General features: G+C 61.6%; 12 protein-coding genes and 2 tRNA genes. 8 read left to right on the plus strand and 6 right to left on the minus strand.

Translation table 11 applies throughout. The features are described 5' to 3' along the window. Window positions 1-243 precede the first annotated feature (243 nt). Window positions 244-957, minus strand: a complete 714-nt coding sequence (locus tag KIH75_RS05620; protein ID WP_236028072.1) for a rhomboid family intramembrane serine protease — start codon at window positions 955-957, stop codon at window positions 244-246. Window positions 958-1171: 214 nt separating this feature from the next. Here KIH75_RS05620 and KIH75_RS05625 point away from each other — a divergent pair, with 214 nt between their 5' ends. Further along, window positions 1172-1396, plus strand: a complete 225-nt coding sequence (locus KIH75_RS05625) for a hypothetical protein (protein ID WP_219055799.1) — start codon at window positions 1172-1174, stop codon at window positions 1394-1396. Between the two features lie 431 nt (window positions 1397-1827). On the opposite strand, the gene KIH75_RS05630 is transcribed toward KIH75_RS05625, so the two are convergent. Further along, window positions 1828-4284 carry a glycogen/starch/alpha-glucan phosphorylase gene (locus tag KIH75_RS05630; protein WP_219055800.1) on the minus strand — a complete coding sequence of 819 codons (2457 nt, stop codon included), beginning with the start codon at window positions 4282-4284 and terminating at the stop codon, window positions 1828-1830. A 329-nt stretch (window positions 4285-4613) separates the two neighbouring features. On the opposite strand from KIH75_RS05630, the gene KIH75_RS05635 reads away from it, so the two are divergent. After that, window positions 4614-5012, plus strand: a complete 399-nt coding sequence (locus tag KIH75_RS05635) for a sterol carrier family protein (protein ID WP_219055801.1) — start codon at window positions 4614-4616, stop codon at window positions 5010-5012. A gap of 99 nt (window positions 5013-5111) precedes the next feature. Here the strand turns inward: KIH75_RS05635 and KIH75_RS05640 are convergent, their stop codons facing one another. Then, window positions 5112-5486, minus strand: coding sequence for a DUF3073 domain-containing protein (locus tag KIH75_RS05640; protein WP_219055802.1), 375 nt, complete (start codon window positions 5484-5486; stop codon window positions 5112-5114). 147 nt (window positions 5487-5633) lie between these two features. Here KIH75_RS05640 and trpS point away from each other — a divergent pair, with 147 nt between their 5' ends. Next, entirely contained in the window at window positions 5634-6734 is a 1101-nt protein-coding gene (gene trpS / locus KIH75_RS05645; protein ID WP_219055803.1) for a tryptophan--tRNA ligase, read from the plus strand. A 354-nt stretch (window positions 6735-7088) separates the two neighbouring features. On the opposite strand, the gene KIH75_RS05650 is transcribed toward trpS, so the two are convergent. Further along, complete coding sequence (locus tag KIH75_RS05650) at window positions 7089-8684, minus strand: sodium/proline symporter (RefSeq protein ID WP_219055804.1); 1596 nt, start codon at window positions 8682-8684, stop codon at window positions 7089-7091. Window positions 8685-8939: 255 nt separating this feature from the next. Then, on the minus strand, window positions 8940-10673 hold the full coding sequence (locus KIH75_RS05655) for a threonine/serine exporter family protein (RefSeq protein WP_236028076.1): 1734 nt from the start codon (window positions 10671-10673) through the stop codon (window positions 8940-8942). Between the two features lie 317 nt (window positions 10674-10990). Between KIH75_RS05655 and KIH75_RS05660 the strand changes: the two genes are divergently transcribed. From KIH75_RS05660 to KIH75_RS05670, 3 genes are all read left to right on the plus strand, one after another. Further along, window positions 10991-13738, plus strand: a complete 2748-nt coding sequence (locus KIH75_RS05660; protein WP_219055806.1) for a phosphoenolpyruvate carboxylase — start codon at window positions 10991-10993, stop codon at window positions 13736-13738. 828 nt (window positions 13739-14566) lie between these two features. Next, window positions 14567-14962 carry an arsenate reductase ArsC gene (locus tag KIH75_RS05665; protein WP_219055807.1) on the plus strand — a complete coding sequence of 132 codons (396 nt, stop codon included), beginning with the start codon at window positions 14567-14569 and terminating at the stop codon, window positions 14960-14962. Window positions 14963-15073: 111 nt separating this feature from the next. Beyond that, window positions 15074-15769 carry a carbonic anhydrase gene (locus tag KIH75_RS05670; RefSeq protein ID WP_219055808.1) on the plus strand — a complete coding sequence of 232 codons (696 nt, stop codon included), beginning with the start codon at window positions 15074-15076 and terminating at the stop codon, window positions 15767-15769. A 209-nt stretch (window positions 15770-15978) separates the two neighbouring features. Here the strand turns inward: KIH75_RS05670 and KIH75_RS05675 are convergent, their stop codons facing one another. Then, window positions 15979-16632, minus strand: coding sequence for a sugar O-acetyltransferase (locus tag KIH75_RS05675; protein WP_219055809.1), 654 nt, complete (start codon window positions 16630-16632; stop codon window positions 15979-15981). A 368-nt stretch (window positions 16633-17000) separates the two neighbouring features. Between KIH75_RS05675 and KIH75_RS05680 the strand changes: the two genes are divergently transcribed. Then, window positions 17001-17074 (plus strand) — tRNA-Ile (locus KIH75_RS05680). A gap of 41 nt (window positions 17075-17115) precedes the next feature. Next, window positions 17116-17188 (plus strand) — tRNA-Ala (locus tag KIH75_RS05685). Window positions 17189-17318: the final 130 nt, after the last annotated feature.

Here is a 17318-nt window from a genome sequence, read left to right on the forward strand (position 1 = left end):
GATTACAGGGTGCCGTTTCCCTTGATTTTCCGGGGTTTACGCCGGTTATCCACCGTTCCCGACCCGCGTTGGAGCGTTGTGGATTACGAAAACGGCCTGTGGATAACTTACCGAGCGGTGGATAAGCCATGGATAAACCACATGGACAGGCCGTGGATAAGCCGCCAGCCCCGCACATACGACGCGGGCGCCCCAACCGCATATCGGTCGGAGCGCCCCGAAAAGTCCCAGCCGTGCCCGCGTTCAGAAGCGCGGAGCGCACAGCACGATGACGGCGATCAGTACGACCACGATCGCACCGCCGTAGATGGCCATACGTTGCGTCAGCGAACGGCCGCGCAGCGCGGGAATACCGCTCGTCAGCAGCATCGTCAGCACGCCGCCGGCGATGAATCCGCCCACATGCGCCTGCCAGGCGATACCGGTCATCACGAACGGCATGGCGAAGTTCACCGCCATCCACACCAGCATCGAACGGATATCCGCACCCACGCGGCGGAACACGACCAGCATGGCCGCGAACAGGCCGAACAGGGCTCCGGAAGCGCCGTAGGCGGCCAGAGACCAGTCGGAAGTCGCCCTGGCCCACACCATCAGCCCAGCGGCCCCGCCAAGGCCGGAAATAAGGTACAGCGCGAGGAAGCGCCAGTGCCCGAGCATGCGTTCGAGCATCGGCCCCACGCACCACAAGGTCAGCATGTTGAACAGGACGTGCAGAATGCTGGGCGCGTGCAGGAACATGGATGTCAGCCACGTCCACGGGCGCTGCACCATGACCACCGGGGCCGCCATGCCCCAGTTCACGATCGCGGCGAACACCGAGGGCAGGAATGCGCGGGTGATGATCTCCACCAGCCATACGGCCACGCATATGACGATGATCGAGGTGGTGATCACCGGGCCGCCGCTGTTCCAGGCATATCGGATCTCGCGTTTGTTGGGAATCTTGAAATACATGCAATCATGGTATCCGCCGCTTTGCCCAAGCGCGGGGTTAATAGGGATGGCTACGCGAACGGGTGCGCGGATGGGCCGTACGGCGGGCTCGGGTGGCGCGGATGACATTGGTTTCCGGCGCGTTCCACCCAATCGTCACAAAATTCGGCTTATCATAGTGAGCAGAGTTGGTTTGAATGGGCAGGCCAACGAGAAACCTCGGAAAGGAGCCGTCATGGAGAAGAATTCTTCGAACGGTTGGAAGTTCTTTGCGATTCTGTTCGGCGCACTGCTCGCCGCCGTTGTGGGCCTGTACGTCTACAAGCAGCAGAATCCCGATTATGATCCGTGGGAGGAACCTTGGGAGAACAGCTCCTCCCCCGTGGACCTCGGACTCGATAAGGCCGCGGACGAAGAGGCTGAGACCGGCGAAGCCGAAACCGCAGCGGAAGCCGCCTGATTCTTCATCACGGTAGACCGTCAGTCGCGCATCATGTTGGTGCGCGACTTTTTTATGCGCCCAGCACGGCCAGCCGATCATGGTTCTCGACTACGGTTCGTCGGCGGGTGCCGATGCGGGAAACTGATACACTGATGGCATAAGTCACTGCGAATCCGGGGCGTCCACACGGCCGCCCCTTTTCGTTGCCGAATGCGCCGCAACCCAAGCCAGCGCACCCGGAGAATCCCATAAACGCAAAAGAGGGAGACAACCCTAGGGTTGTCTCCCTCTCCACGTCTCAGCTAACCGGGCAAGCTCACCCGGCGCTCAAGTAATGACGTGCGGAGCCCGCCAAGCAGACAGCCCAGTGGGCTGTCTGTAGGCGACGCCGAGCGGCTATGCCGCGAGGCAGGAACCAGCGCGCGGCTGGCACGCCGGAACGTGAGCCGTCAGGCGAGCGGGCCGGTGTGCCAGATGCGCTCCAAATAATCCTCGATCGAACGATCGGAGCTGAAGTAACCGGAGTTCGCGACGTTGAGGACGGCCATGCGGCTCCACTTCATCGGATCGCGGTAGGTTTCCTCGATCTGGGCCTGGATGTCCATGTACGCACGGAAGTCGGCGAGCGTCATGAAGTAATCCTTGTTCAGCCAGTCGGTGACGAGGTCCTTGTAGGCGTCCTTGTCGCCGTCGGAGAAGGTGCCGTCGGCGACCATGTCGATGGCGGCCTTGAGCTGCGGATCCTTCTCGTAGTATTCGCGGGACAGGCCCTTGGTGTCGTAGCCTTCGGCGTACAGGGCGGAGACTTCCGGCTCGGTCATACCGAACAGGAAGAAGTTCTCGGCGCCGACGCGCTCACGGATCTCGACGTTGGCGCCGTCCAGGGTGCCGACGGTCAGAGCGCCGTTGAGGGCGAACTTCATGTTGCCGGTGCCGGAGGCTTCCTTGCCGGCCTGGGAGATCTGCTCGTCGAGGTCGGTGGCCGGGATGAGGTTCTGGGCCAGCTCGATGTTGTAGTTCCACGGGAAGTAGACGTTCAGCTTGCCCTTGACGTCCGGGTCGTTGTTGATGACGCGGGCGACGTTGTTGATCAGCTGGATGGTCTGCTTGGCCAGGTAGTAGCCCGGAGCGGCCTTGGCGCCGAACACGATGGTGCGCGGCATGACGTCGTCGGCGGAGACCTTGCCGGACTTGATGTCGGCGTAGTCGGCGATGACGGACAGGATCTTCAGGGCCTGACGCTTGTACTCGTGCAGACGCTTGACCATGGTGTTGATCATGGTGTTCGGGTCGATGTCGAAGCCGTACTTGCGCTTGGCGAAGTTGGAGAAGTCGACCTTGTTGGCCTGCTTGACGGCGGCGAACTTCTTGACGAACTCGTCGTCCTCGGCCAGCGGGACGAGGCCCTGCAGCAGTTCGAGGTCGGACAGCCACTTGTCGGTGCCGAGGCCTTCGGTGATGAGGTCGGACAGGCGCGGGTTGGCGAGCTTGATGAAGCGACGCGGGGTCACGCCGTTGGTCACGTTGGTGAACTTGTCCGGGTAGGCGTCGGAGAAGTTCTTCAGGGTGACGTCCTTGAGCAGCTGGGAGTGCAGCTCGGCCACGCCGTTGACGTGGGAGCCGCCGTAGGTGGCCAGGTAGGCCATGCGCACGGCGTCACCGGTGTAGATGGCCATGTCTTCGGCGGTGTCGGCGTCGATGCCCTTGGCCTTGAGCTCGGCCGCGAACTGGTCCTGGATCTTCTCGATGATTTCGAGGTGACGCGGCAGCAGTTCGCCGATGAGCTTGGACGGCCAGACTTCCAGGGCTTCCGGAAGCAGGGTGTGGCAGGTGTAGTTGAAGGTGCGACGGGTGATGTCCCAGGCGGTATCCCAGTCGTAGTCGTATTCGTCCATGAGGACGCGCATGAGCTCCGGGATGCCGATGACCGGGTGGGTGTCGTTCAGCTGGAAGTTGATCTTGTTCGGGAAGGTGGTCAGATCCGGCTTGTCCTGGCCCGGGTAGAAGACGCGGATGGCGTCGTGGATGGAGGCGGACACGAAGAAGTACTGCTGCTCAAGACGCAGAGCCTTGCCCTGCGGGGTGGAGTCTTCCGGGTACAGGATCTTGGAGATGTTCTCGGCTTCGACCTGCGGCTTGACGGCGTCGAGGTACTCGGACTTGTTGAAGGCGAGCAGATCGAACTCGTCGTAGCTCTTGGCGGTCCACAGACGCAGGGTGTTCACACGGCCGGAGGCGTAGCCCGGGACCATGTAGTCGACCGGGACGGCGCGCACGGACCAGGCCGGCTTCCAGACCTTCTTGCCGTTCTCTTCGACGACTTCGCCGCCGAAGGAGACCTTCTGGTCACGGTTGTAATCGATGTGGCCCCAGGGCTCTTCGTTGGCCAGCCAGTAATCCGGGGTTTCGATCTGCTTGCCGTTCTCGTCGAACTCCTGCTTGAAGATGCCGTACTTGTACTGGATGCCGTAGCCGAATGCCGGCACGCCCAGGGAGGCGAGGGAGTCGATGAAGCAGGCGGCCAGACGACCCAGACCACCGTTGCCGAGGCCCGGCTCGTATTCGGCGTCGATGATTTCCTGAGCGTCGAAGCCCAGATCCTTCACCGCGGCGTTGAACTGGTCGGTGAGACCGGCGTTGAGCAGTGCGTTCTCCAGCTGCTTGCCCATGAGGAACTCGGCGGAGAGGTAACCGACGGCCTTGGTGTTGCCGTTGACCATGTCGGCCTGGGTGGTCATCCACGAATCCATGAGATGGCGACGCACGGCAGTGGCGGCGGCGACATACACGTCCGCAGGCTTGGCCTGCTCTACAGTGACGCCCTGAGTGTACTTGAGTTGCTCGCGAATCTCGTCAGCGAACTGTTCAGCCGTGACGGGAGATTTCGGTGCAGTGATCTCGGCCATTTGCTCTGACTTTCTCTATCAATAGGTTGTACGGAACAATCATATGTGCACGGCATAACGTGAGCCAACTACTTGACTCGCTTGGACGCTCGTTTGTCCGTGGGGACAATCGTCGTCCTTCAACGTCATGCATACGTTGTCATAGACACCATACCACACCCCCTCACTCAACGCCACACGAACAGCGAACAAATATGACAACGTGAGCACATAACTAGGCAAAACAGTGCGATAAGACCAACGAGACGCCCGCGAGCGCCGCCTCCCGAATCCCCCTCAGCCCGCACGCACCGGTCCCGCGCGGGCTGGGATAGGAGCACAATGGAGGCATGCCAGTGATTTTGGACAAGGATCTGGCGCGCGGCCGCTCGGCATTCGAGCAGTGGAAGGAAGCCGCCCGCCTGGAACACGACCCGCATACCGCCGACCCAACCCTCCCCAGACCCATCAAGGCCATGGCCGTCCGTTTTTCGCTCCACTTATTGGAACAGAAAGCGCCCGGACCCGGCGTCGAAGTACGCGTGGCGCCGTGGGGCGCCGTCAAGATATTGGACGGCCCCGCATCCGACCCGCACAACCTCACTCCCCCGGACGTCATCGAACTCGACCCCGACGTGTGGCTGAGACTCGCCACCGGCATCACCAGCTGGAGCGAGGAGAAGGAAGCCGGGCACATCACCGCCGTCGGCGAGCGCGACGACCTGAGCGACCTGCTGCCCCTGTACTGAGTTCGCGGCCGAATCGGCCGAATCGGCCCGCATATGACGAAGCCGCGATGGCGGCCATTACGGCGCGCATCGCGGCTTCATAAGGTTCGTTAGGAACGATCAGCTTTGCTTCTTCGGCTTCAGCGCACTGGGCATCGGCATCGGAATGGGCTTGTGGGGCTTCGGAGCGGCCTTGGTCACCGGCATTTCGCCACTGGTGGCCTTCGCCGCGGCTTCGGCGGCCCACTTCGCATACTCATCCAGGTCGTCCACGGTATCGGAGGACGCATCGTGACCACCCTCGGCGGTCTCATCCTCGCTGTCCGCATCGTGAGAATACTTGGCCTCGATGTCGGCGAATGGGTCGAAGGAACCCGCACCGGGCTCCTGAGCACCGAGCTCCTTGGCAAGCTCATCGTAATCGGTGTCGGTGGTCAGGTACTTCAGCTTACGGGCAATTTTCTGTTGTTTTGCTTTCTGACGTCCGCGGCCCATCTGACCCCCTGGTAATGTTGCTTGCTATCAATTCATCACACAGAAGAGTACCACTTGTTGACGCCCTGTGGCTTGTCTTCTCGCACTTTTACGATAAAAGCGATATTTTCGCGAGAGCATTTCCTTAATTCACAAAGGGGCGTAAGCATGACGGACGAAGCTCAGAACAACCGGATCACTGCGGTCGGCAATGAAATGAGCGCCAGCTTCCTGGCGGCCAAGAAGCGTTCGGATGAGACGCTGGCCGAAATCGAGAAGAACCCCGGCAAGTTCACCATGCTCACCGGCGACCGCCCGACCGGCCGCCTGCACATGGGCCACTACTTCGGCACCCTGCGCAGCCGCGTGGAAATGCAGAACAAGGGCGTACACACCAACATCATCATCGCCGACTACCAGGTGATCACCGACCGTGACACCACCGAACACATCCGCGACAACGTGCTCAACCTGATCCTCGACTACATGGCCGCCGGCATCGACCCGGAGAAGACCATGATCTACACGCACTCCGCGGTCCCGGCCGAGAACCAGCTCATGCTGCCGTTCCTGTCGCTGGTCACCGAATCCGAGCTGCACCGCAACCCGACCGTAAAGGCCGAGATGGAAGCCTCCGGCCACGCGCTGACCGGCCTGCTGCTCACCTACCCGGTCCATCAGGCCTGCGACATCCTGTTCTGCAAGGGCAACATCGTGCCCGTGGGCAAGGATCAGCTGCCGCACATCGAACTGACCCGCACCATCGCGCGCCGCTTCAACGAGCGTTACGCCAAGAAGAACCCCGTCTTCCCGGAACCGGACGCCATCCTGTCCGACGCGCCGGAGATTCCGGGCCTCGACGGCCAGAAGATGAGCAAGTCCCGCGGCAACTCCATCATGCTGAGCGCCACCGCCGAGGAAACCGCCAAGCTCATCAAGAAGAGCCGCACCGATTCCGAACGCCGCATCACCTTCGACCCGATCAACCGCCCGGAGGTTTCCGCGCTGCTGACCACCGCGGGCCTGACCACCGGCCGCGACCCGCAGGAGATCGCCGAGGAGATCGGTGACTCCGGTGCAGGCGCGTTGAAGATGTATGTCGTGGAATCCGTGAACAACTATCTGGCGCCGATGCGTGAGCGCCGCACCGAGCTGGCCAAGGATATGGACTATGTGCGCGACGTGCTCGCCGAGGGCAACAAGCGCGCGAACGCCATCGCGAACGAGACGCTGCAGCAGGTGCGCGACGCCATGGGCATGAGCTACTGAGCGGCTCGCTCAGTGGGTTGCCGAGCGGGCCACCGGGTGGGTTGTTGAACGCCTGAGCCGCTGCATGGCTCCGCACGGGAGGCCATAACGCCGCCTGAACCACGGAATCGCCGCTATCTCGCTTATATATGGCAGAAAACGGCATCTGGAATGAACCAGGTGGCTTATCTATGGCACGTATACGGAAAATCCCCGGGTATGAACGCTGGAATTCCAACGTTCATACCCGGGGATTACGCGTTTCGGTGCCATAGATAAGCCACCTGGCAAATCGCGAAGGCCCGAATCCGCCATCAATAAGCCGAGTAGCGGCCGGCGGGCGGCCACCAGCCCACTCCGGAACCCCGGAGCGGGTCAGATCTGGGCGCGGCGCTCGCCGGCCGCGATCTCCGCAGCAACCAAGTCGTCATCGACCTGCTTGTCGTTCGGATCGTCGAGATAATGGTCGAACTCATGCAGCACCTCGTCGGAGGGCGCCGGGGTGAGCAGCGACACCACCACGATGAACAGCAACGACACGATGAATGCGGGCAGCAGCTCATAAATGGCGAACACGCCGCCGAGCGGCTTGATGAGATTGTGCCAGATAAGCACGGTCGCGGTGCCGGAAAGCATACCCGCGATGGCGCCGTACTTGTTGGTGCGCCTCCAATACAACGAGGTGAGCATCAACGGGCCGAAGGACGCGCCCAAGCCCGCCCACGCGTACGAGACGACCTGGAAGATGGAGGAATTCTGGTCGAAGGCGATCACGATGCCGAAAATGAACATGACGAGCAGCGTGATGCGTGCGACCATCATCACCTGGCGTTCGCTGGCCTTGCGGTGGAGCAGCCCGTGGAAGATGTTCTCCGCAGCTGCGGAGGCGCCGATGATCATGTAGGAGGACGAGGAGCTCATCGACGCGGCGAAGATGCCGGACACCACGATGCCGCACATGAAACTCGGCAGCAGCGCCTGCGAAACGACGATGAAGATGTTCTCCGCGGCGGCCTGCGTGGCGAACTGCGTGGGCATCATGGCACGTCCGACCAGGCCGATGCACACGCCGCACGCGAGGGAGATCACGCACCAGGTGGTGGCGATGATACGGGACTTGCGGATCTCCTCGGAGCTGCGGATGGACAGGAAACGCACGAGCACCTGCGGCATACCGAAGTAGCCGAGGCCCCAGGCGAGCATGGAGATGATGGTGATGATGCCATAGTCGGCGGGCGCGCCGAACATGGCCTGCCCGGCCTTGACGATCTGCTCGCCGGCATCGTTGAGCACCGGGGTGGCCACGTGGGTGCCGTCAAGGAAGCCCGGGATCGCCTTGAGGAACGCCACGGTGTTATCCACGCCACCGGCGGCCGCGACGGAGCCGATGAAGACCACGGCGAGCGCGAAGAACATGAGCATGCCCTGGATGAAGTCGGTCACGACGACGGACAGGTAGCCGCCGATGATGGTGTAGGCGAACACGATGGCCGCGCCGATCACCATGGTCAGGTGGTAATCCCAGCCGAACAGGGTGGAGAAGAGCTTGCCGACGGTGACGAAGCAGCTGCCGACGTATACGCAGAAGAAGACAAGGATGATCAGCGCGGCGATGGTCGAGACGATGTTCTTCTTGTCATGGAAGCGTTTGGAGAAGAAGTCGGGGATGGTGATGGCGTCGCCCGCGACCACGGAGTAGCGGCGCAGACGGCGTGCGACGAGTTTCCAGTTCAGGTAGGTGCCGAGGGCCAGGCCAATGGCGGTCCACATCGGATCGGCCGCGCCGGTGAAGTAGGCGACGCCGGGCAGGCCCATGAGCAGCCAGCCGCTCATGTCGGAGGCTTCGGCGCTCAATGCCGTCAGCCACGGGCCAACGCCGCGCCCGCCGGCGAAGTATTGTCTGGTGGATGAATTCGAACGCTTGGAGTACACGAATCCGATGGTCAGCATGGCCGCGAAATAAATGACCATGGCAGCCAAAACCCAAAAGTCTTTGGAAACCACGTCCCACTTTCCTCTCGATAGGGATCTCTCAATGCGAATACAGTCGCTCGACCCAATGTAACCGCTCGATATTGCCGCGAGCTGAACCGTCTCATACCGGGAACCACATAGCGAACACCCCGTCTTCGTCGAAACCGCGCAGAAAGCGCATCGCCGCACATACGAAAAACCCGGCAGGGCAACGCCACTGCCGGGTTTCGGTCGGTTACGCCGGGCCGTTGACTAGATGTCGTACCGCCACGACTTATCAGTGATCACACGCGCCATGGCGAGGCCGATCGGCAGGCAGAGGATCACCATGAAGGCGCGGAAGGCCCAGTCGAGCGCGTTCAACGTGTCGAACTGGCCAAGGTGGAACATGGCCTGATACATATACAGGCCGGGAACCATGATGACGATGGACGGCACGGTGAGGCAGATGCGCGGGTAGCCAAGATGCGGGGCAAGCCAACCGCGGCGAACGGCGGAACGCCAGGCGGAGGCGAGTAGACCGGCGAGCAGGGCGCCGATGAAGGCGCCGGCTTCGGCGGGAACGCCCGCGTCGACGATCTCCAAGCGCAGGGTGTCGGTGATGAGGCCGATGGTGGCGGCGACAAGGCACATGCGCTGCGGGGAGTTGAACATGACGGAGAAGCCCCAGACCCCGATGAAGGCGAAAAGCATGCGCAGCAGGCAGTTCACGACCGGGTTGAGCCCGAGCGGTTCGAAGCCCTGGGGGTTCAGGTGGACGATGGAGGCGACCATCCAGCCTGCGAGCGTGGCCATGAGAATGATGCACAACACGTAGGTGATGCGTTGCACGCCCGACGGGAAGTCGATCTTCGCCATATCCAAACCGCCTGTGATAAGCGGGAAACCGGGGATGACGAACAGCATGGCACCGATGTAGGCGGTGTCATGCTGCAAGGCGACGGGGTTGAATAGGCCGATGAGTCGCAGCGTGCCGGTGCAGGCGAGCGCGGCGACGGCCACGCACACGAAGGTCACGAAGAACTGGTTGAGATGATGGGCGAAGAGCCGACGGCGCAGCCAGTGGCCGAGGCCGGCGCCGACGAACGCGCCGATCATGTCGAAGGGACCGCCGCCGAGCAGGAACACGAAGGATGCGCAGGCGCAAGCCGAGGCGAGTCCGGCGAAAGCCGGGGAATACAACGGTTTGCGGTGTTCGATCATGTCGAGGCGTTCGTGCGCCTGACGCACGGTGATGCCGCCCTGGCTGTTCGCGTTCCTGCCGGGTGCGGCGAAATGCTCGGCGTATTCCTTCGGCGGCTTGTTCGCACGTTCCTTGATGCGGCTGCGCACCTGTTCACGGCGTTCATCGCGGCGCTCGCGGGCGCTGCCGGGCTTGGAAGCGGCGGAAGCTGCGGAAGCGGCTGCGGATTCGTCGACGCGGCTTTGCGCTTCCTCGATGTCGCGCATGTGCAGCGGCCGGGCCACGGTTTCGCCCTCCTCGGTCTGGGCGCTTACCGCTTCCAGCACGTCGAGCACGGGATCATCCTGCGCATGCTGCTCGGCCTTACGCTGTTCGCGCAGCCGCTTGGACAGGTCGGCGGAAACCTGCGAGGCGTCCCTCTTGTCGAGATGCTGCATCAGCCCTTCGGACACGTCGGCCTGACGGTGGTACATGGATCCCGTGCCGAGGTTCACGTTGAACCAGTCGGCGAAATGTTCCAGCAGCCAGATGCGTTCGGTGTTCACGCCGGTCGTCGGCAGATCGACCACTTCGGTGATGCGATCCTTGCCGTCGGTGCAGGAGGCTTCGATGTCGGTCAGGTTCACGTCGGCGCGAACGTGGACGCCCAGCGGGTAGGCAATGCGGTGCATCATCTCGCGGACGCGGAAACTTCCCGTTCCGGCGGCGAGATCAAGCATGCCGACGCGCACGATCACGCTGGTTTTCGCGGCGATGCCCGCTTCCGAGACGGGCTTGTCCCAGTCGCGTTCGATGTCCTCCATATCCAGAGGAATGGAGTGGGTGTGGTATTTGCTGACGGCCTGGGCCCCTTTGGGCTCGACGCCATGCTCCGATTCTTCTTTCTGTTCGCTCACGCCTCCTTTTCTACTCCCCTCCCCGAACCATCATGTCCACGAATATATGCCGAAAATGGACGTCGTAACACAAATGGTGGTTTTGGCGAAGTAAACTGTGCCTCGCAATAACCACGTTGAACCTAGGGCTGTGGGCTCGCAACGATTTGGCCTCAACAACCGTGGAGGAGCCACGGACGACCAGATAGACCGGGCAACCCGATGTTCGACTAAGGAGGTTTGTTTTGGCAAAAGATGAACAGCAAATCGTGCCTGCCGATGCTTCCATCGTGGAAACCGGCACCGGCCGCAAGGCTCCGGAAGAGCACGATCTTCCTGAGAATCTGAAATACGATATGGATCTGAGTCTGAAGATCCTTCGTGACGTACTGAACGAGTACGATCCCAAGCTGCTCGCCACCTTCGACACCGTGCGTAATTACGCGGTCGAGGCAAGTGCCGAGCATTTCGGCGGAAACGCAAATCCGGATGAGGACGGCCTGGCCGAAGCCGTGAAGGTCATCGACGAGATGAACCTGCATGACGCACAGTTGCTCGCCCGCGCATTCGCCACCTACTTCCACCTCGCCAATCTTTCCGAGGAGAACTACCGCGTTTCCGTACTGCGTGAGCGTGAGGCCGAAGTCGACGATAACAATGCCGTCGACCCCGTCAACGAACTCACCGTCGCCTACCACAAGCTCATCAACGAGATGGGCCCGGCGAAGGCCAAGGAGCTGCTGGACAGGCTGGAATTCCACCCCGTGTTCACCGCTCATCCGACCGAAGCCCGCCGTAAGGCCGTGGAAGGCAAGATCCGCAGGATCTCCGAACTGCTTGAAGTCCACAACAAGCTCGGCGGTTCCGATAAGAAGGAAAACAGCCGTCGCCTGTACAACGAGATCGACGCCCTGTTCCGCACCTCCCCGATCGCGCTGAAGAAGCCGACCCCGGTCGAGGAAGCGGACACCATTCTCGACATCTTCGATTCCACGCTGTTCCACACGATTCCTCAGGTGTACCGTCGTTTCGACGACTGGCTGCTCGGCGACAAGGCCGGCCTGACGGAACCGGTGTGCCCGGCATTCTTCCACCCCGGCAGCTGGATCGGCTCCGACCGCGACGGCAACCCGAACGTCACCGCCAAGGTGAGCCGTCAGGTCGCCCGCAAGTTCAGCGATCACGTGGTCGCCGCGCTTGAGGAAGAGACCCGCACCGTGGGCAGGAACCTCACGATGGAAGCCGGCACCACGCCGACCAGCACCGAGCTGAAGAACCTGTGGAACCATCAGAAGGAAATGAGCGAGCGTCTCACCGACAAGGCCGCCCTGATTTCCACCAAGGAACTGCACCGCGCGGTCATGCTGGTCATGGCCGACCGTCTGCACTACACCATCGAGCGCGACGCCGACCTGATGTACCACTCCTGCGAGGAGTTCATCGCCGACCTGAAGGTCGTGCAGCGTTCCCTCGCTGCGGCAGGCGCGAAGCGTTCCGCCTACGGCCCGCTGCAGGATCTGATCTGGCAGGCCGAAACCTTCGGCTTCCACATGGTCGAGATGGAGTTCCGTCAGCATTCCGTCGTGCACTCCCGTGCGCTGGAGGATATCCGCGAGCACGGTCTGCACGGTGAGCGCGGCGAACTGCAGCCGATGACCCACGAGGTGCTCGACACGTTCCGCGCCCTCGGTGCCATCCAGAAACGCAACGGCCAGAAGGCCGCCCGCCGTTACATCATCTCCTTCACCAAGAGCGCCCAGAACATCAAGGACGTGTACGAGCTGAACCGTCTGGCCTTCGCGCATCCCGACGATGTGCCGACCATCGACGTGATCCCGCTGTTCGAACAGCTTGAGGATCTGCAGAACTCGGTGAACGTGCTTGAGGAAATGATCAAGATTCCTGAAGTGCAGGCTCGCCTGAAGGCAACCGGCGGCAAGCTGGAAGTCATGCTCGGCTACTCCGATTCCTCGAAGGACGCCGGCCCGACCTCCGCCACGCTCGCCCTGCACTCCGCGCAGGAGCGCATCGCGAAGTGGGCGGAATCGCACGACATCGACCTGACCCTGTTCCATGGCCGTGGCGGCGCCGTCGGCCGTGGTGGCGGCCCCGCCAACCGCGCGGTGCTCGCCCAGCCGGTCGGTTCCGTGAAGTGCCGTTTCAAGCTCACCGAGCAGGGCGAGGTCATTTTCGCCCGCTACGGCAACCCGATCCTGGCCATCCGCCACGTCGAATCCGTTGCGGCCGCGACGCTGCTGCAGTCCGCTCCGAGCGTGGAGAAGCGCAACACCGAGATGACCGAGAAGTACGCCGACATGGCCGGCAAACTCGACGAAGCCGCCCATGAGCGCTTCCTCGACCTGCTGAACACCGACGGTTTCGCCCCGTGGTTCTCCACCGTGACGCCGCTGACCGAGATCGGCCTGCTGCCGATCGGCTCCCGTCCGGCGAAGCGTGGCCTCGGCGCCAAGTCCCTCGACGATCTGCGTACCATCCCGTGGATCTTCTCCTGGGCACAGGCCCGCATCAACCTGGCCGCATGGTACGGCCTGGGCACCGCCTGCGAGAAGTTCGGTGACCTGGACACGCTGCGCAAGGCGTACGAGGAGTGGCCGCTGTTCTCGACGTTCATCGACAACATCGAAATGTCGATTGCCAAGACCGATGAGCGCATCGCCCGCATGTACCTCGCCCTCGACGACCGCGAGGATCTGCCGGAGAAGGTGCTGTCCGAGATGAAGCTGACCCGCAAGTGGGTGCTCGCCATCGTCGGCGACAAGTGGCCGCTGCAGCACCGTCACGTGCTTGGCCGCGCCGTGCGCATCCGTTCCCCGTACGTGGACGTGCTGTCCCTCACCCAGGTGCTGGCGCTCAAGTCGCTGCGCAAGAAGGTGGACAAGGAAGAGCTCAGCCACGGCAAGAGGGAGGGGTACACGTACCTCATCCTGTGCACCGTTTCGGGTGTCGCCGCCGGCCTGCAGAACACGGGCTGATCCGCGGCTGTCCGACCGCTTGACGAACGGGGAGGTTCCGTGCCGATTGACGGCGCGGGCCTCCCCGTTCGCGTCGCACGGCCCTAGACTGGCCGGCGACGGCGCACGGAATGGGCGCGCTGGCCGAGTGACAGACTCGGATGATCGGAGGGGATATATGGACGTGGAAAGGGACGCGGACGGGATGACGGACGCGCACGAGGGGGACCACACGCCCGCGGACGGCACCGGGACGGAGGGCGAAGACGGCAAGCCGGACACTAGGCCGGGCGACAGACTCGCGATCATCCGACGTACGCTGTGGTGGATAGGACTGGCGCTACAGCTCCCATTCGCTTTGACTCTGATCCATTTTGATACCCTTTACCTAATATTGGAGCGTATCCTATGCGCTATTCCGCCAAGACTGGCAAACGACCCGTCATCAATCGTCGGTATTCCCTCACTTGAAACGGAATAGCGTCGAGAATTCCTGACACTAGCCCTGGGCGCAGTTTGCTGGGTTGTGATTGGAGTAATGAGATTAGTTGCGGACAGCCCATCAAATCACGGAAAGGAAACCTTTCCTGTACGCATCTTCACCGGAATCATCACCATCATCGTATTGATGGCCACCGGTATTACAGGATTCTTCCTCGGCATAGCAGCCTTTATGTAGCTTTCCCCTTATCTGGCAGAGGAATTCCAAATCGAAAGCAAACCGCAATAGAGGAAGGCTGGTAGACGTCGTGTCTCTTCGCCGATTCAGGAACCGGCGTCGCATGGCATCGGTTCCCGTTAAGGTAGGCATCGGAAGTCCAGGACGAGGTCGGGAACCGGAGGCAAATCATGGGTAAGGCGAAGGTCGCGTTCATCTGCGTGCATAATTCCTGCCGCAGCCAGATCGCCGAAGCGCTCGGGAAACTGCTTGCGGGCGATGTGCTCGACTGCTATTCGGCGGGAACCGAAACGAAGCCGCGCATCAACCAGGACGCCGTCCGCCTGATGAAGGAACTGTACGGCATCGACATGGAACGCACGCAGTACAGCAAGACGATTGACGCAATCCCCGCCCCGGACATCGCCATATCGATGGGCTGCGGCGTGCGCTGCCCGTACATAGGCAGACCGTTCGACGCCGATTGGGGTTTGCCCGACCCCACGGGTTGCGATGATGCCACGTTCATCACGGTGATCCGCCAAATCGAACAACACATCCTGCAGCTTCGCGACTCCCTCCAGTGACGACCGTTGCGATATGCTCCGCGCTCTCTTCGCTCGCGGCTTCCAAGCGCATCCACGGGCAGCCCTGACCGTATGATATCCGTAGCCTGAGCAATGGAAGGGCGGAAATCAATGGCAGATGAGATGTTTGTGGACCAGAACGAGGTCGAGGGTACGGCGAGCGGCGTTTGGAACCGTCTGCTGGCGGGGAATCGCAGATTCGCGGAAGGCAAGCCGGTGCATCCGAATCGTAGTGCCGAAGCTCGTGAGGCACTGATCGACACGCATGAACCGGATGCGGCGGTGTTGAGCTGCTCGGATTCGCGTGTGAGCCCCGATATCATCTTCGATGCGGGTTTGGGTGAGCTGTTCACCGTGCGTACCGCCGGGCATATCGTCGACGATGCCGTGCTTGCTTCGTTGGAATATGCGGTGGATTCGCTGGGCGTGCGACTGCTGGTGGTGCTCGGCCATCAGAATTGCGGTGCGATCAAGCAGGGCATTAAAGAGTACGAGGCGCTGCTGCACCAATTGACCGCGGATGCCGAGGATTCCCTGATGGCCGCGAACAATGTGGCCGATCTTGACGAGCGCATTGTCGAAGCCGAATCCATCATGCTGCGCACCGTCGGTTTCTCCATCTGGCAGGCGCACGAATCGGAACTTGAATCCAATGAGGATTTCGAACGCGTGCATATCGCCCGCACCATCGAGGAACTGGTCGACCGTTCCGACGTGATTCGCCGGGCGCTGGCCGAGGATCGTCTCATGCTGGTCGGCGCGCGCTACCAGCTGGATTCCGGCAAGGTCGAGGTATTGAGCTTCTGAGACTTGCGGCACTTACAGCGCGCTGCACTGGTTGCAGATGGGTGTCGAAATCTTATGCACCTCGCAAAAGGGCACACATTTTCTAGGGGAAAAGAGCCATGTCAAGCTACATTTTCTAGGGCATGTGTCCAGATACCTGCCCCAGCGCTCTGGCGCAGACGGATGGTTTTCGTTCCGTCGGCGCCAGCACAAGCGCTTCCAGTCGTTGGTTATTCCGCGGATTCGCCGGTGTTCCCGTTGTCGTTTTCGCTGTAGCGGCGATCACGCCAGTAGTATTCGTAGTCGTGCGGTCCGATCGGGCGAATCACCTTGCACGGGCTGCCGTAGGCGACGCTGTCCGCGGGAATATCCTTGGTGACCAGGCTGTTCGCGCCGATCACCGAGTTATCGCCGATGCTCACGCCGGGTAGTACGGTCACGCCCGCGCCGATCCACACGTTGCGTCCGATGTGGATGGGTTCGGAGTATTGGCCGATTCGTTCGCGCAGGTCCGGGCGGATGGGGTGGCCTGTGGTGACCAGGGTGACGTTCGGACCGATCATGGTGTGGCTGCCGATGAAGATCTCGCCGTCGTCGACCAGCGTGAGGTTGAAGTTCGCGTAGCAGTGCGCACCCCAATGCGTGCTGCAACCCCAGTTGGCGTGCAGCGGTGGCTCGATGTAGAGCCCCTCCCCCGCTTCGGCGAAGAAGCGTTCCATGAGTTCGTGTCTGCGTGCGCCTTCGCTGGGTCTGGTGGCGTTGAAATCGTAGAGGATCTCCAGTTGCGCGGTCTGCGCTTCGCCCATGCCGGGCATATCGCAGTAGTACACGCCGGGATGGTGCATTACGTCGAGGATTTCCTGTGGGACTCGTGGGACGTCCATGTCTCGCCTTTCGTTTGTCTGTGATCGGGCTTGCGACTTCGCTCGTAGCTTCGTCTGTAACGGTGGGATCGCCTTTGCCGCGCAAAGTCATGCTGATGTTGCCGTTGCACGGCGTACGCGACGTGCTACGCATGTTTCACGCCATGTTTCACAACATGCCGCCCGTAACGCTTCCCATCGTCAACTCGATACCCCACTCTATGCGTGGCGGACCGCCGAACTCGCGGTTTTACCGGTTTTTACCGCTTCTCAGGCGCCTTCCACCACACGCTGCACGCTTACGGCACCAGCGCGACACGCCCGGGTTTTGCACTATACGGATTGCTCTGGTATCTTAATTGCTTGTGCGCTTTTGAAGTGCATGGATCGGGCCCGTAGCTCAGGTGGTTAGAGCGCATCCCTGATAAGGATGAGGTCGAAGGTTCAAGTCCTTCCGGGCCCACGGAAAATGAAGCGACTGTATGGTCGCTCTTTTTTTCACTTGGGGCATTGGCGCAGCTGGTAGCGCATCTGCTTTGCAAGCAGAGGGTCGCCGGTTCGAACCCGGCATGCTCCACAAACAAACCCCGGAACCGCATGGTTCCGGGGTTTTCTTGTATCAGAACGGACTCGGTCGCGCCGAACCGGCTCGCCCGAATACGACCGATTCACAGCCCGACCGATTCACAGCCCGACCGGTTCACAGC

Origin of the sequence: Bifidobacterium pongonis (genome assembly GCF_019331805.1) — a bacterium.
GTDB lineage: Bacteria > Actinomycetota > Actinomycetes > Actinomycetales > Bifidobacteriaceae > Bifidobacterium > Bifidobacterium pongonis.

What these genes read in the sequence shown, in the direction of transcription:
- KIH75_RS05620 (WP_236028072.1), bottom strand. Translation starts at nt 957, where the DNA reads ATGTATTTCAAGATTCCCAACAAACGCGAGATCCGATATGCCTGGAAC.
- KIH75_RS05625 (WP_219055799.1), top strand. Translation starts at nt 1,172, where the DNA reads ATGGAGAAGAATTCTTCGAACGGTTGGAAGTTCTTTGCGATTCTGTTC.
- KIH75_RS05630 (WP_219055800.1), bottom strand. Translation starts at nt 4,284, where the DNA reads ATGGCCGAGATCACTGCACCGAAATCTCCCGTCACGGCTGAACAGTTC.
- KIH75_RS05635 (WP_219055801.1), top strand. Translation starts at nt 4,614, where the DNA reads ATGCCAGTGATTTTGGACAAGGATCTGGCGCGCGGCCGCTCGGCATTC.
- KIH75_RS05640 (WP_219055802.1), bottom strand. Translation starts at nt 5,486, where the DNA reads ATGGGCCGCGGACGTCAGAAAGCAAAACAACAGAAAATTGCCCGTAAG.
- trpS (WP_219055803.1), top strand. Translation starts at nt 5,634, where the DNA reads ATGACGGACGAAGCTCAGAACAACCGGATCACTGCGGTCGGCAATGAA.
- KIH75_RS05650 (WP_219055804.1), bottom strand. Translation starts at nt 8,684, where the DNA reads ATGGTCATTTATTTCGCGGCCATGCTGACCATCGGATTCGTGTACTCC.
- KIH75_RS05655 (WP_236028076.1), bottom strand. Translation starts at nt 10,673, where the DNA reads ATGGAGGACATCGAACGCGACTGGGACAAGCCCGTCTCGGAAGCGGGC.
- KIH75_RS05665 (WP_219055807.1), top strand. Translation starts at nt 14,567, where the DNA reads ATGGGTAAGGCGAAGGTCGCGTTCATCTGCGTGCATAATTCCTGCCGC.
- KIH75_RS05670 (WP_219055808.1), top strand. Translation starts at nt 15,074, where the DNA reads ATGGCAGATGAGATGTTTGTGGACCAGAACGAGGTCGAGGGTACGGCG.
- KIH75_RS05675 (WP_219055809.1), bottom strand. Translation starts at nt 16,632, where the DNA reads ATGGACGTCCCACGAGTCCCACAGGAAATCCTCGACGTAATGCACCAT.